We start from the raw sequence: 15,211 nt of genomic DNA on the forward strand, positions 1-15,211 counted from the left end.
TAAATTGATAGGGATATTACGGATATTCAATTTTAAGTTTACGCACCATTTCTAATGAAATATTGCCAGAATAGGCACCATAGGCATCTACCAACAAACCCTTTTCTCCAGTATTGGTTTCAATTACATAAAGCACCGTATTATCTGCAGGATTGGTTTTGCCTTCAAAGCGATAAAACTTTATCACATCTAAGGTTTCTGCAGGGTGTATGGTTTTTCTATTTTTATTTTCTATTCCGGCATCACACAGATTAAAATCTTCTGTAAAGCCTTCATGCTGCAAGTCGCTAATTGCAATAGATAGTGAAGTATATGACTTTTCCATAGTTTATTTTTTGCTTCATAGAAGCTAAGCAAATTATATTTGAATATCATTAAAACTATCTTAAATGGCTAGAACACCAAGTAATATGCTCCCTTTGGGCACTACAGCGCCAAAATTTAGTCTGGTAGACACTATATCTAACAGAACAATTGCATTAACCGAACACAAAGGAGCTAAAGGCACAGTAATCATGTTTATCTGCAATCACTGCCCATTTGTTATACATGTAAATCCTATGTTGGTAAAACTGGCCAACACCTATCAAGAAAAAGAAATTGCCTTTATAGCCATATCTAGTAATGACGTTGAAAACTATCCGCAAGATGCACCCGACCTTATGAAACAGGTTGCGCTAAAAGAAAAATATCCGTTTCCTTATTTATATGATGAAACTCAAGAAGTAGCTAAAGCCTATGATGCAGCCTGTACGCCAGATTTTTACCTTTTTGATAGCGACCTAAAATTATTTTATCGAGGGCAGCTAGACGATTCTAGACCTCAAAATGGCAAACCCCTGACAGGTAAAGACCTTATAGAAGCAATGGATGCCTTACTTATAAATAAACCACTCGATAAAGTTCAAAAGCCTAGCTTGGGTTGCAATATTAAATGGAAATAATTACCAATTGTTGCGCGCCATTAGATTTTTAATATGAAAATAATGATGGTTTCCATGGTGTACGTAACGACCAACATTTTCTTTTAAATTGGTAACTACGTTACCTTCTGGATGTATAAATTCCCTATCTAACAACAATTTATCTAGCCCCCTTAACAGATAAACCAATTTGGCATGTACAGCTGCTAAATGTTGTAAAGAAAGTTCTATTGGTGCGGACTTTGTATCAAACAATTCTGCCCAAGCTTGTTCATCGTATGCCTTGATTAGCGGTTTGTCTTCCGTAAGCGCCCATTTAAAACGCAAATATGAATTATGGTGACTGTCAGATACATGATGAATTACCTGTCTAACCGTCCAGCCATTTGGTCTATAGGCAGTATCTAATTGCGTTTCATTCAGATTTTTGACCAAGTCTTGCAATTTGTTTGGATATTCATCTAACTCATTTATCCATAGGTTAATTTGGGCATCTGTAATCGTATCCGGAATCTGATAATACCCAATAGGATAACGTAATTTTTCTAATTCTTTATTCTCCATATTTAAAGGTAAAACTTTAATAGACATTTAACCCTTTCTAATTCTATTAGACAGCTTAATCTAGTAAATTTATAGGATAATAAACACATAAATAATATGGCAACGTTAAGATTAGGTGATAAAGCACCAGATTTCACCGTAGATACAACACAAGGAAGATTAAACTTTTATGATTATCTAGGAGATGGATGGGGAATTTTATTCTCTCACCCTTCAGATTTCACCCCGGTTTGTACCACTGAGCTAGGTACGGCCGCTAAGTTTAAAGATGAGTTTGATAAGCGAAATACCAAGATGATGGCATTAAGCGTAGACGATGTTGAATCTCATCATAATTGGATCAAAGACATTAATGAAACACAGAACACCACCATAAATTTTCCAATTATAGGTGATGAGGATAGAACCGTTTCTAATTTGTATGATATGATTCATCCAAATGAAGATAGCACCTTTACGGTACGTTCCGTTTTTATTATTGCCCCTGATAAATCTATTAAGTTGATCCTAACTTATCCGGCTTCTACCGGTAGAAACTTTTATGAGCTTTTAAGGGTGTTAGATTCCTTACAACTTACTGCCTACCATAAGGTAGCAACCCCCGCCAACTGGAAAAATGGGGAAAAAGTAGTGGTAAGCCCTTCTATACCAACAGAAGAGGCTAAAGAATTATTTAAAGAAGGCGGTGTAGAAGAAGTAAAACCTTATTTAAGATTTACGGCAGACCCATTCGCTGCAACTCAAGTATAGCTATTTTTTCTTAAAAAAATGAAAAGTCCTCAAAAATTGAGGGCTTTTTTTGTTTATAATAAAATTCTTACATTTTATTCGATTTTATACGCAACCTTTACTTCTTTGTTTATCTAGGTAATATACCTAAACCGATAAACACTTAACAATGACCACATTTTTTAGCGTACTATCTATCTTACTAATCGTCAACCTTTTACTTGTTGCCGTGAGCGTAAATAGAAATAAAGAATAAGTTTTAACAATTTCTGGGTAGGGATTACCGTTTGTTAATTGTTGTAAGAAAACAACAGAAATAGTAAACACTTTAACCATGACTACATTTTTTTCAATTTTGCTAATGCTTTTAGCTCTAAATGCATGCCTAATCTTTTTTAGTGTAAATAAGGCTAAATAAAAAAATCCCCTTGCTTACACAAGAGGATTTAAATTTATTGCAAATAAGAACGTCTATTTAACGTTCATCAATTCTACATCAAATATCAAAGTAGCATCTGGTGGAATTACACCACCTGCTCCCCTGCTACCGTATGCCAAGTTAGACGGTATTACAAAACGAGCTTTATCTCCTACTTTTAATAAGGCAATACCCTCGTCCCAACCAGATATTACCTGACCAACTCCCAATTGGAAATCTATAGGTTGATTACGCTTGTAAGAAGAGTCAAATACTTGACCGTTATCTAGGCTACCCTCATAATGTACAGATACGGTTTTACCCTTTTCTGCCTGCGCCCCACTACCTTTTTGGATTATCTTGTAACGCAACCCAGAATCTGTTTTTTCAAAACCAGCAGCTAATTTTTCCATTTGAGCCTCTGCTTTAGCCTTTTGTTCCGCTATACGTTTTTCTCTAGCCCCTTCAAACGTTCTAAAGGCTTCAATTGCGTTCCACTTCTCCGCTTCAGCACCAACCCTTACAATTTCAAGACTTTCTATAGCATCGCCCTGTGCAATAGCATCAACAACTTCTTGTCCACTTTCTACATGCCCAAAAACGGTATGCTTACCATCTAGCCACGGCGTAGGAACGTGTGTTATAAAAAATTGAGACCCATTTGTACCAGGACCAGCATTGGCCATAGAAAGCACACCAGGTGCACCATGTTTTAAATCGTCATGAAATTCATCATCAAATTGATAACCGGGGCTACCTGTTCCAGTACCTTGAGGACACCCCCCTTGAATCATAAAATCTGGTATTACCCTATGAAATTTTAATCCATCATAATATGGCGTTCCTTGTGGTTTGGCGTCATTCTCCATATTTCCCTCTGCCAAAGCCACAAAGTTCCCTACCGTACCAGGTGTTTTATCGTGCGTAAGTTTTACTAAAATCTCTCCTTTTGAAGTATTGAATTTAGCGTAAATTCCGTCTTGCATTTTTTCATTTTAAATTAAGGCACAAAAGTAAGACTTTTTAAGTGTTTACCCTATTTGTGCAACAGTTGGCTACCTATAGATGTCTTGAATGCTAACCCTTTATCTTTTTGGGTTTTATTGGCCCATATTTATCCATTAGATAAATTAATGACGTCATGGTTGCGGCACCTAACTCTAACTCTCTTTTATTTACATGCTCAAAAGTATCGTTCTCTGCGTGGTGATGGTCAAAATACCGTTGACTATCTGGGCGCAAGCCAGCCAAAACAATTGCATCTTCCTTTAATGGGCCTATATCTGCACCACTTCCACCTTTCTCAAAAAGATGAATAAGGTAGGGCTTAAATAATTTTTCCCAACTTTGTATCTGTTCAAAGTTGGCATCGTCCGTATCAAAAGAAAAACCTCTAGGCGTAAACCCTCCGGCATCACTTTCTAAAGCAAAAACATGATTTTCGCCTTTTTGTTTAGCCACCTCTGCATACTTATTTCCTCCTCTTAGTCCGTTTTCTTCGTTCATGAACAAAACCGCCCTAATGGTTCTTTTGGGTTTATAACCACTAGCTTTTATCAATCTTAAAACATCCATACTTTGTACTACACCAGCACCATCATCATGACTACCATCTCCTAAATCCCAAGAATCTAAGTGGCCACCAACTACCATTATTTCATTTGGGTATTCAGAACCTTTAATTTCACCAATAACGTTATACGATTGTACATCTGGGTAAACCTTACAAGTTTGGTTAAAGTAGAATTTAATAGCCGGATTCAATTTTAACGTAGCACTCAATAATTCTGCTCCCTTGGTACTAATGGCAGCTGCGGGCACTCTATTTTCTACTGGAGTATCTCCGTAACTCATAGAACCGGTATGTGGGTAATCATCCAATCGTAAATTCATAGAACGCACAATAACCCCTACCGCACCATATTTACCTGCCTCTGCCGCACCACTATAACGTTGGTCTACGCAGCCCCCGTAGGCATTGAAAGTAGAAATTTGTTTTGGGTCCATAGGACGATTATAAAAAACAATCTTACCCTTTATTTTTTCCTCGCCTAATTCTTTTAATTCTTCTAAGCCTTGTACTTCTATAAGTTCTGCCTTTAACCCGCCATCTGGAGTAGCAACAGAACCGCCTAGTGCACAAACCGGTACATTGGTGGTTAATCCTGGACTAGTTTCAAAATAGGCAAACTCTGCCGTTCCCCTAACCCACTTGGGTACCATGACCGGTTGTAGCCATACCCGGTCTAGACCTAAAGAATCCATTTGTGCTTTGGTATACTCAACGGCATGTTGCGCTTGCACGGAACCAGACAATCTACCGCCTATTTGGTTGGATAAGTAGTTTAACCAATCGTACGCTTTTCCCTTGGTCAGGGCCATGTCATAAATTGCTCGTAATTGTTTTTCATCTTCGGTTTGGGCCTTAACCACGGTAATCATTAAGGTAAATAAGAGTAAAAAGGTTAGTTTTCTCATTAAGCTTCTTTTTCTAATTGTTCTTTATAGCTTTTCAAGTTACTTTTTATTTTGGGGTCTAATTCTGGTTCTTTAACATCTTTGTACTTTTTTAACGTTTGCAATAGAATGGAAGCTACGATTAACCTAGCCGATTTTTTATTGTCTGCAGGAACAATATACCAAGGCGCATGCGCCTTGGATGTTTTATTAATTGCTGTTTCGTAGCAATTTTGATAGGCATCCCATAGTTCTCTTTCTTCTAAATCTCCTGGAGAAAACTTCCAATTTTTTTGTGGTAAGTTTAACCTTCTTAGTAGGCGCTTACGTTGTTCTTCTTTGGAAAGGTGTAAGAAAAATTTAAAAACCAACGTACCGTTTTCGGTAATGTGCTTTTCAAAATTATTTATTTGCCTGTAACGTTTTTCCCAAAAAGCCTCATCCACATCTTCTACCGAGTTAATATCTGGTAAATTCTCACCTAAAATATATTCTGGGTGTACCTTGGTAACAAGTACATTCTCATAATGTGTTCTATTAAAAACACTGAACTTGCCCCGTTCTGGAAGCGCTATATAGTGGCGCCACAAATAATCATGCCTTAGTTCTAATTTGGTGGGTACTTTAAAACTATGCACTACAACGCCGCGGGCGTTCAATTCTTTAAAAACTTCACGAATTAAACTGTCTTTACCTGCGGTATCCATTCCTTGCAAACATACTAAAACCCCATATTTGCCATGGGCATAAAGTTTATCTTGAAACTCTGCCAGTTCTTTACTAGTAACCTTTAATTGCTTTTCCAATACTTTTTTACTGCTATTGAAATTATCCTTGGTGGGGACCGAATTTAAAGCTACCGGTTTAACAACCTTGTATGACGTAATATCTATTGTATCCATAAACACCAAGATACAATAACAACAATAAAAGCAGCAATAGTTGACTAAATTGGTTTAGAATTTTCTGCTTTTTAAAGACAAAAAAGGTTTTATACCGATGTTATCTTATTTACTATACCATAGCACGTATATTGCAAGCACCAAATCTTATTAAAAATGAAATCCTATAGGAAGCTATTTCTTAAAGTAGCTGGTTTTCTAGGAATCATAAGCTTACCCCTATTAGTATCTTCTACTAATTATAATGCTTGTGAATTCGCTAAAAAGAATACCACTTTCATTGCAGAGCGAACGCAAGAAGCGTTAAACGCTCCTTCTTTAGATTTGGTGAAATTTCACTCCTTTAGAGCTCTTAAAGCTACCTTTAATAGTAAAACCAATTTTGGAGACTGCGGATGTGAAACAGCTATGAGCACTATAAACCAGGTAGAAAAAAACCTAAGAAGTGTTACCAAAAGTGCTGACCTTGAAGATGCTAGACTATTTCTTAAAATTGCATCTAAAAACTTAGACTTAACCAAAACCAATCTTTCAGAGTACACCAAAGAACACTTAAGTGCCTACGGAGATGAGTTCTTGGTGATGAATACGAAGGAAGCCATAGAGTTACAAGGTGGCATAGCTATTGACTCCAAAACGCAAATGGACTCGGTAATTGAAAAAAGCCTATCTAAATTCGAAAAATCTTTAAAAGACGTTATTGTACTTGTAGATTGTGAAAAAGCCCAACAATTTATACAAGCCACGGTAAACCGTACGAATGTTGCCTTGGATGACCCCGGTTTATCTGATGCTAAAAAATATTACCACCAAAGGGTATTGGAAATTAGTAATAATGCCATTAAAGAACTAGCTGGTTGTGAAAACAAAGGGTAAGTTGCCCTACTTTACTTACTAGCAAATAATTTTACGTCGTCTTCACTAACTTCTGCTCCACCTAAAATTATTAGTCTTTCTACAACATTACGTAGTTCTCTAATATTGCCGGTCCAATCATAGCCTTGTAATAATTTTATAGCGTCTTGGGAAAAGACTTTTGCCGCACTACCTTGTTCCTTGGCAATTTTTTGTGAAAAATGCTTTATAAGCATAGGTATGTCTTCTCGCCTATCATTTAAAGCAGGAACTTTAATTAATATAACAGCCAAACGGTGGTATAAATCTTCCCTAAACTTACCATCTGCAATTTCTTGCTTTAAATCTTTATTAGTAGCCGCAAAAACCCTAACATCTACTTTAATATCCTTATCGCTACCAACCCTAGATATCTTATTTTCTTGCAACGCCCTAAGGACCTTTGCTTGGGCAGAAAGACTCATATCGCCAATTTCGTCTAAAAATATAGTACCATTATTAGCAGCTTCAAATTTACCTGCCCTATCTTTTACAGCAGATGTGAACGCCCCTTTTACATGCCCAAACAATTCACTTTCAATTAACTCAGACGGTATTGCAGCGCAATTTACTTCTATAAAAGGTGCGGAAGACCTTGGGCTTTTTTGATGCAACCAATGGGCTACCAATTCTTTTCCCGTTCCATTAGAACCAGTAATCAAGACCCGGGCATCTGTTGGTGCTACCTTCTCTATCATTTCTTTAATGGTTTCAATAGCCGGGCTACTGCCTACCATTTCGTAATTTTTGCTAACCTTTTTCTTAAGCTTTTTATTCTCTACAACCAATTCCTTTTTATCCAAGGCATTTCTAACCGTAGTTAATAATCTATTTAAATCTGGTGGTTTAGAAATATAATCAAAAGCACCTAAACGCATGGTATTCACCGCAGTATCCAAATCGCCATGACCAGAAATCATTACAAACGGTATCTCGGGTTTAATTTTTTTCGCGTTTTCCAACACCTCTACGCCATCCATTTTTGGCATCTTAATATCGCATAGAACAAGGTCAAAATCCTCTTTTTTAAGCGTTTCAATCCCCTTTAAACCATCTTCTGCTTCAGAAACCTGGTAGGCATCACTCTCTTCTGATAAGATTTTAACCAAGACCCTTCTAATGGCTGCTTCGTCTTCTATTACTAATATTTTAGACATGTGTTTAATTTTAAAAAATGGAAACTTTAAATCCAGCTCTTATAAAAAAGTTGGATTCGCCGTTCAATAAAAATACGTCATTCCTTTTGTTGTCCCTTAACTTTCCTTCTTGATGAACAGATTTACCAAAATAGGCATAAAAGGACGTTATATTACTTAGTTTATATTGATACCCCAAGGTTGCAACTACTGCCGATAATGATATTCTAGTAGCATCTACACCTTCTGGCATAGCAATAGGGTTTTGAATATTTACAAAATAACCATCCAATAATAGTGCCAGTTGTAATATGTGGTCCTCAGATGGGTGATATTTAAAATTGGATTTAGGTATGCCCAATGTATAGGACCAATTGGGATGAAAACGTTTGTAGTAACTCACCACAGGTAGTGGTATTGGTAGACCGGTGGTACTATTATAAGAAAGACCCAAAACAATTCTAAACGGTTTGTCCGCTTTTGGATTGTCTTTTAAGAAGGTAGCCGTGGCATTAAAAAAATAATCGTCTATTGTTGTTCCTTGTGTAAGATTAGATGCCAACCTAGGCGTAAGTATACCAATTAAACGCCAGTTATCGTTCCATTTTGTAATATACCCAAGGTTTAAATCTATAATATGTAATTTTTGAAGTTGCGCTGTATCAAAACCAAAATCCTTTGAAAAATTTATATTGAATTGATTATACTCACTACCAACCACAAAATAGTCTTCTTTGGAGAGTTTCAAAGGCAAGTTTATTGCAAACTTATAACGTTCGGTATATACGCCAGTATTGTTTTCCGGTATTCGCAAATATTCTAATCGCATTAAATCAGAGCTTTGTGCCCTACACATAATACCCACAAAAAAAAGCAACAAGAATATGTTGAACTGACCTTTTGATTTTGCCATTACCTATGTATTAGGTTCCTTGGTACTGGTATGCCCAATAATGTGTATATCTCTTTGGGGAAAAGGTATAGATACGTTATTTTCCCTAAATTTAGCATCAATGGTGTACCTTATATCACTTTTAATCCTTGGGTCTCCAAAACTATCGTTAATAAAAAAGTGTACTGAAAATAGAAGAGCGGAATCCCCAAAGTCATCAAATGTAACAAAGGGTTTTGGGTTCTTTCTTACGTTCTTTTGTTTGTCTACCGCCTCTAATAACAAATTCGTCACCAATTGCACATTGCTACCATATGCCACACCAACAATTATCTTTTCCCTTGTTAGTTTGTGGTTTTGTGTATAATTATAAATTATATCACTAATAAATTTGTGATTGGGAATTATAATGATTTTATCATCTCTGGTTATTGCCCTTGTGGTACGTAGCTTAATTTCAAATACTTTACCCACCTTACCATTAACCTCTATAATATCACCCACATTTAAGGACTTGTCTACAATTATAAAAATACCACCTATAATATCTTGAAAAAGCTCTTGTAAAGCCAGACCCAAACCAACAAAAAGTGCGGCAGAGGCTGTTAAAATAACCGTAACGTTAATACCCGCCGCGCTCATGGTTAATAAAATAACAACCAGATAAACAAAGTACTTAATAAACTTAAATATGCTAATAAACTTTAGCGTATCCTCGCCATCCATTTTACGGGTAAGCAACTTTCTTAAAAACTTTAAGAAATAGCTGGTAACTACAAAGGCAAGAATTAAAACCAATAATAACCAAATGGTAAGATGTATAGTACCTTCTCCTGTAGGTATATGAAAACCCAGGTTCATAAACTCTTTTATGCTACCCCAAACATCTTTCTCCAATATTTCCTTTACTGGCTCTGCCCCTTGCATCTTATTTGTATTTAAGCCACTTAAATAGTTCTTTGTAAGTAGGTTTTTTACCATACATTAAAATACCAACCCTATAAATTTTGGCCGCTAACCAAACTATTGCCAAAAAGGTTAAGATTAGCAATAAAATACTGGTTACAAATTGCCAAATTGGCACACCACCTTCGCCTAAACCACCAGGTATTCTCATTAGCATTACAATTGGGCTAGTAAGCGGAAAGAGAGAAAACCCAACAGCAATTGGCCCATGTGGGTTACTAAAAACAGAGAAAAAGCCAACATATATGGCCAACATCAGTGGTAAAATAATTGGGAATATAAATTGCTGTGTATCTGTTTCGTTATCTACGGCAGCACCAATAGCAGCGTATATAGAACTGTAAATAAGATAACCCAATACAAAGTAGATTAAAAAAGAACCCACTATTAATAGCCAAGGTATCTTAAAGAACTCAGCTGCATATAAGAGCATTTTTTGGTTTTTAGCATCGGCAAAATCGCCCATGCCCGCCATAGCTCCAGGTCCTAATTGCTGACCTTGGGTTAAAGTAGCCATATCTATATCTAATAACAAAAGTGCTACAAATAATAGAATACTTGCAGAAATAATCCATATGGTAAATTGGGTTATGCCTGCCAAAGAAGTTCCTATTATCTTACCCAACATTAACTGAAAGGGCTTAACAGAAGAAATGATGACTTCAATAATCCTAGATGTTTTTTCCTCAATAACGCTTCGCATTACAAAACCACCATAAATTATAATGAACATCATTATTAAATACCCAAAACCACCGCCAATTATTGCTTTAAGCTCATTGATTCCTTTTAGGTTTTCCTCTCCCTTAAAGGTTCCTGCGTGCATTTCAAACTTTGTATCAACCGTAGCAAATTGTTCTTTAGAAATACCCAAATCCTGTAACCTACCCTGTCTTAGTCGCTGTTCAAAAATACCCTCTAAACGGTTTAAAACGTTACTGTTTGGGCTATCTTTAGCATATAGAAAGCTGTTTTCTGCAGTTTCTTCTAAACTATCTTCTTTAGGAATATGCAACAAGGCATAATAATCTAAACTTTGCGTGGAATCTTTTGCTTCTTCTAGGGTAATATCTTTGAAGGTTACATAAGAAATAGATTCGGTTGGCGTAAATGCATTAGAAAAATAATCACTTTGGTTCAAAATAGCAATTACCCTACTTTCACTATCGTTAACCTTGGTTAGATAGGCAATCAAAACAATCATCCCTACCATCAAAATAGGGCTTAAAAACGTCATGATGACAAAAGACTTATTTCTAACCTTTGCCAGATATTCTCGCTTGATAATTAATCCCAGCTTACTCATTACTTTTGGCATTTATGGTTTGGATAAAAATATCATTAGCCGATGGAATAGTTTCTTCAAAATGGTTTACATTACCATAGGTTGTAAGACTAGAAAGCAATTGGGCGGTATCTGCAGTTGGAAGTTGTATAGAAAGCTCCCAATTTTTATCTTCTGTGTTAAATTGGGCCTGTTTAACCATAAATTGTTCTTGCAATACCTTGCCCAAATCTAGGGCCGTATTATTGGGTGCTACCCCTATTTGGAAAACATTATTCTTATGGGCCTTTTTAATGTCCTTTAATTTACCATCCAATATTTTCTCAGACTTATGTATTAGGGCAATGTACTCGCATAGCTCTTCTACCGATTCCATTCTATGAGTAGAAAAAATAATAGAAGTACCTTGCTTTTTTAGCTCGAGTATTTCATCTTTTATACGATTTGCATTTATAGGGTCAAATCCGCTAAAAGGCTCATCAAAAATCAACAATTTTGGTTGATGCAAAACCGTAACGATAAACTGGATTTTTTGCGCCATTCCCTTAGATAATTCTTGGATTTTTTTGTTCCACCAATTACCAATTTCCAAACGCTCAAACCAATATTCCAAACGCTTTTTAGCATCTGCCTTAGACAAACCCTTTAATTGCGCCAAATACAAGGCCTGTTCACCAACTTTCATACTTTTATAGAGTCCGCGTTCCTCTGGCAAATAGCCAATGGTAGCAATATGCTCTGGCGCAAGGGGTTTACCATCAAACAATACATGCCCATGGTCTGGGTAAGTTATTTGATTGATAATACGTATTAATGTGGTTTTACCTGCGCCATTAGGACCTAGAAGTCCGTAAATGCTGTTCTTAGGTATATTAATGGATACGTTGCTAAGTGCTGTGTGTTCTCCAAATTTTTTGGAGATATTTTCTGCAACAAGAATTGAATTCATTCAGAGAATTTTATCAAATATAAAATTTTGAAAGGGTACTAATTAATTTGTTACCGTATTTTATTTTTTCCTATAAAAACAAAACCCACCCTTAATAAATTAAGGATGGGAAAAAAATTGCTATGAAAAAGAAAATTAGATACTGCGCTAACAGTATCAAAATCAAATATACGGTTTTTCCTTAAACAAAAAGTGTTTTTGTTTAGGAGAACATATCTTTAACTTTCTCAAAGAAAGATTTATCACTCTTTTCTGGTTTCGGCTCAAAATTATCATCGTTCTGCATGCGTTCAAAGAACTCTTTCTGCTCACGATTTAGTTCTTTAGGGGTCCAAACATTAACATGAACCAATAAATCACCTTTACCATAACCATTAATACTCTGCACTCCTTTGCCTCTTAACCTTAAGATTTTACCGGATTGTATACCAGGTTCTAGTTTAATACGCACTTTACCACCAACTGCGTCTATCTCTTTAGAACATCCCAAGACTGCTTCTGAAAAACTTATATAAAGATCGTAGTGTAAGTTGTCTCCTTCTCTCTTAAGGGTATCATGTTCTACAGTTTCTATGGCAACCAATAAATCTCCAGGAATACCATTACCCGGTGCCTCATTACCCTTACCAGAAACCTTTAATTGCATGCCTTCTTCTACTCCGGGCGGTATTTTAATAGATACTGTTTCTTCTTGCACCTTTAAGCCTTGTGCATCCGCATCAGACGGCTTTTTATCTATCATTTGCCCAGCTCCACCACACGTACTACAGGCGGTAGCAGTTTGCATTCTACCTAAAATGGTATTGGTTATCTTGGTTACTTGCCCGGTTCCATTACAGGTTGTACAGGTTTTATAAGTTACCCCGGCGGCCTGCATTTTACGCTTAACCTTAATCTTTTTCTCTACACCATTTGCAATCTCGTCTAGAGTAAGCTTAACCCGTATTCTAAGGTTACTACCTTTTACACGTCTTTGGCCACCACCAAAGCCACCAAAGCCACCAAAACCACCCCCAAAGGCACCACCGAAAATATCGCCGAATTGGCTAAATATGTCATCCATATTCATGCCTCCGCCACCAAAGCCACCGCCATCAAAAGCAGCATGGCCATATTGGTCGTATTTGGCACGTTTATCTGCGTCTCCTAATACCTCATAAGCCTCCGCAGCTTTCTTGAACATTTCTTCTGCTTTGGCATCTCCGGGATTTTTATCTGGGTGAAATTCTATTGCCTTCTTTCTGTAGGCCTTTTTAATTTCAGCCGCAGTTGCCCCTTTGGAAACACCTAATATATCGTAAAAGTCCTCTTTCATAATCGCTTATTAATTTCCTACAACCACTTTTGGGTGGCGAATGATGCGGTCTCCCAACTTAAATCCTTTCTCGATTACATCTATAATCTTGCCCTTCATACTTTCGTCAGGGGCAGGTATTTGTGTTACCGCTTCGTGCACTTCTGCGTCAAACGCGTCTCCTGCCTTTACCTCTACCTTTTCTAGACCCTTGTTCTTCAAGGTTTCGCTGAACTTACCATGTATTAACTCTACACCTTTAAGAAGTTCTTTTTCTTCTGTTTTTGCAATTTCCTTAATGGCACGGTCAAAATCGTCCATTACCGGCAGCAAAGAAACCATAATCTCTTGCCCTGCTGTTTTGAACAACTCCATACGTTCTTTGGAGGTTCTTTTTTTATAATTTTCGAACTCAGCAAAAAGACGTAAAAACTTATCCTTCTCCTTGGCTAAATCTTCTTTTAATTTATCCGTTTCAGATAGTTCTTCGTCTTGTTCTGTTTCGTTATCTATATTTTCAGCTTGCTCAAGCTCAGTTTCATCAACAGATTTTTTTGCATCTAGCTCTTCATCTATTTCTTTAACCTTACTTTTTTTGCTCATCGTATCTAATATTTATTTATGCATTTTAAGTTGGCAAAAGTACTGCCATTATCTTAAAAAATGTCAAAATGTCACAGCAAGCCATAAAAAAATCCGCCAAAGCGGATTTAAATCTCTTGTTTAATGCCTTTCTATTAAGAATAGGTATTCTCATAAGCCCCTAAGGACTCTATTTTATCTGTCTCAGGATTATAAATTTTGCTCAGTGCACTACAGATATTCGTATAATTAAAATTGAAACCAACGTCTTCAATTTTTTTACTACTTACCCTTTGGCTTGCAAATAACAGATATGCCATTTCGCCAAAAATCAATTTTAAGGTAAACTTGGGCACATTGGGCAACCATAATGGTTTTTGCAATGTTTTAGCTAGTTGCCTGGTTAACTTTGAATTGGTAACCGGATTTGGCGCTACACCATTGAAAGTACCATTAAGATTATTTTTTAATGCGAACACAAAAATTCTAGCTAAATCTTCTAAGTGTATCCAAGACTGCCATTGCTCTCCTGTTCCTATTGGAGCGCCCACATAATTTTTAACCGGCTTGGCCATTTGCGGAAGTGCACCGCCATTTTCTGATAAAACCAAACCAATACGGATGGCCGCGACATTAAAATTAAAATGCTCAAAACTGGCTATCTCTTGTTCCCAAGCAACTACCACATCGCCAAGAAAGCTATCATCTACTTCCCTTTCGGTTTCATTATACAAAGAAGTTAACGAACTAGGATAAATACCAATAGCCGAAGCGGAGACAAACCCTTTGATTTGTTCAGCGCCATACGCCACAAGACCCTGCCTTAACGTTTTTAAGCTGTCAATTCTACTATTTAAGATTTTCTTTTTGTTACTGGGGGTCCACCTTTTAGAAATGGTTGTGCCAGCCAGATTAATTATGTGCGTAACACCTTCAAAGGCATTTTTGTCTATAATGTTCTTCTTGGGATTCCAAAAAAATCCGACATAGCCCTCTTTAGAACTAATTTTCTGTTTGCTGGTAGTAAGATAATGTACAGGAATTTCTTTCTCTTGTAGCAAGCTTACAATTGCTTCCCCCACCAATCCTGTTGCTCCCGTAATTAAAACCTTCATGTAATTTTTTTATCTAAATTACAGCTTAATTATCCTGTTTACAGGAAGTTAAAACCTATTTAACATAGCTGTTGAACTTTTAACTATAATTGGGAAATTTAAGCA

The 15,211-nt window shown here is 36.6% G+C and carries 16 protein-coding genes; 3 read left to right on the forward strand and 13 right to left on the reverse strand.

Features of this window, described 5'->3' with window-relative positions:
- Positions 1 to 16: 16 nt before the first annotated feature.
- On the reverse strand, positions 17 to 325 hold the full coding sequence (locus ACXAGS_RS10540) for a phosphoribosylpyrophosphate synthetase (RefSeq protein ID WP_474906614.1): 309 nt from the start codon (positions 323 to 325) through the stop codon (positions 17 to 19).
- A 64-nt stretch (positions 326 to 389) separates the two neighbouring features.
- Between ACXAGS_RS10540 and ACXAGS_RS10545 the strand changes: the two genes are divergently transcribed.
- Positions 390 to 944, forward strand: coding sequence for a thioredoxin family protein (locus ACXAGS_RS10545; protein WP_474906615.1), 555 nt, complete (start codon positions 390 to 392; stop codon positions 942 to 944).
- Here the strand turns inward: ACXAGS_RS10545 and ACXAGS_RS10550 are convergent, their stop codons facing one another.
- Positions 945 to 1,514, reverse strand: coding sequence for a YfiT family bacillithiol transferase (locus ACXAGS_RS10550; protein WP_474906616.1), 570 nt, complete (start codon positions 1,512 to 1,514; stop codon positions 945 to 947).
- Positions 1,515 to 1,583: 69 nt separating this feature from the next.
- Here ACXAGS_RS10550 and ACXAGS_RS10555 point away from each other — a divergent pair, with 69 nt between their 5' ends.
- Positions 1,584 to 2,237, forward strand: coding sequence for a peroxiredoxin (locus tag ACXAGS_RS10555; protein WP_474906617.1), 654 nt, complete (start codon positions 1,584 to 1,586; stop codon positions 2,235 to 2,237).
- A gap of 450 nt (positions 2,238 to 2,687) precedes the next feature.
- Here ACXAGS_RS10555 and ACXAGS_RS10560 read toward each other — a convergent pair whose 3' ends face one another.
- The 3 genes from ACXAGS_RS10560 to ACXAGS_RS10570 all read right to left on the reverse strand — a co-directional run bounded on the left by ACXAGS_RS10560 (position 2,688) and on the right by ACXAGS_RS10570 (position 5,993).
- A complete protein-coding gene (locus ACXAGS_RS10560; protein WP_474906618.1) occupies positions 2,688 to 3,620 on the reverse strand; it encodes a peptidylprolyl isomerase in 933 nt (310 codons plus the stop codon).
- Positions 3,621 to 3,711: 91 nt separating this feature from the next.
- Complete coding sequence (locus ACXAGS_RS10565) at positions 3,712 to 5,112, reverse strand: M20/M25/M40 family metallo-hydrolase (protein ID WP_474906619.1); 1,401 nt, start codon at positions 5,110 to 5,112, stop codon at positions 3,712 to 3,714.
- A complete protein-coding gene (locus tag ACXAGS_RS10570; RefSeq protein ID WP_474906621.1) occupies positions 5,112 to 5,993 on the reverse strand; it encodes a PPK2 family polyphosphate kinase in 882 nt (293 codons plus the stop codon). Before ACXAGS_RS10570 ends, ACXAGS_RS10565 begins: the two co-directional genes overlap by 1 nt.
- A gap of 156 nt (positions 5,994 to 6,149) precedes the next feature.
- On the opposite strand from ACXAGS_RS10570, the gene ACXAGS_RS10575 reads away from it, so the two are divergent.
- A complete protein-coding gene (locus tag ACXAGS_RS10575; RefSeq protein ID WP_474906622.1) occupies positions 6,150 to 6,869 on the forward strand; it encodes a hypothetical protein in 720 nt (239 codons plus the stop codon).
- Positions 6,870 to 6,880: 11 nt separating this feature from the next.
- Here the strand turns inward: ACXAGS_RS10575 and ACXAGS_RS10580 are convergent, their stop codons facing one another.
- The 8 genes from ACXAGS_RS10580 to ACXAGS_RS10615 form a co-directional block, all read right to left on the reverse strand.
- Positions 6,881 to 8,044, reverse strand: coding sequence for a sigma-54-dependent transcriptional regulator (locus ACXAGS_RS10580; RefSeq protein WP_474906623.1), 1,164 nt, complete (start codon positions 8,042 to 8,044; stop codon positions 6,881 to 6,883).
- A 10-nt stretch (positions 8,045 to 8,054) separates the two neighbouring features.
- Positions 8,055 to 8,936 (reverse strand): DUF6268 family outer membrane beta-barrel protein, encoded by an 882-nt coding sequence (locus tag ACXAGS_RS10585; RefSeq protein WP_474906624.1) that lies wholly within the window; start codon positions 8,934 to 8,936, stop codon positions 8,055 to 8,057.
- Between the two features lie 3 nt (positions 8,937 to 8,939).
- Positions 8,940 to 9,896: a mechanosensitive ion channel family protein gene (locus ACXAGS_RS10590; protein WP_474906625.1), complete on the reverse strand. Its 957-nt coding sequence runs from the start codon at positions 9,894 to 9,896 to the stop codon at positions 8,940 to 8,942.
- The gene (locus tag ACXAGS_RS10595; RefSeq protein WP_474906626.1) at positions 9,844 to 11,187 is read right to left on the reverse strand and encodes an ABC transporter permease; all 1,344 of its coding nucleotides are present in this window, start codon (positions 11,185 to 11,187) and stop codon (positions 9,844 to 9,846) included. The genes ACXAGS_RS10590 and ACXAGS_RS10595 overlap by 53 nt, the downstream gene beginning before the upstream one ends.
- The gene (locus ACXAGS_RS10600; RefSeq protein WP_474906627.1) at positions 11,180 to 12,115 is read right to left on the reverse strand and encodes an ABC transporter ATP-binding protein; all 936 of its coding nucleotides are present in this window, start codon (positions 12,113 to 12,115) and stop codon (positions 11,180 to 11,182) included. The genes ACXAGS_RS10595 and ACXAGS_RS10600 overlap by 8 nt, the downstream gene beginning before the upstream one ends.
- Before the next feature lie 202 nt (positions 12,116 to 12,317).
- Positions 12,318 to 13,430 (reverse strand): molecular chaperone DnaJ, encoded by a 1,113-nt coding sequence (gene dnaJ / locus ACXAGS_RS10605; protein WP_474906628.1) that lies wholly within the window; start codon positions 13,428 to 13,430, stop codon positions 12,318 to 12,320.
- 9 nt (positions 13,431 to 13,439) lie between these two features.
- Positions 13,440 to 14,012 carry a nucleotide exchange factor GrpE gene (locus ACXAGS_RS10610; protein WP_474906630.1) on the reverse strand — a complete coding sequence of 191 codons (573 nt, stop codon included), beginning with the start codon at positions 14,010 to 14,012 and terminating at the stop codon, positions 13,440 to 13,442.
- 134 nt (positions 14,013 to 14,146) lie between these two features.
- Positions 14,147 to 15,106: a TIGR01777 family oxidoreductase gene (locus tag ACXAGS_RS10615; protein ID WP_474906631.1), complete on the reverse strand. Its 960-nt coding sequence runs from the start codon at positions 15,104 to 15,106 to the stop codon at positions 14,147 to 14,149.
- Between the last annotated feature and the right edge of the window lie 105 nt (positions 15,107 to 15,211).

It is taken from the genome of Croceivirga sp. ABH4_376 (genome assembly GCF_056160685.1).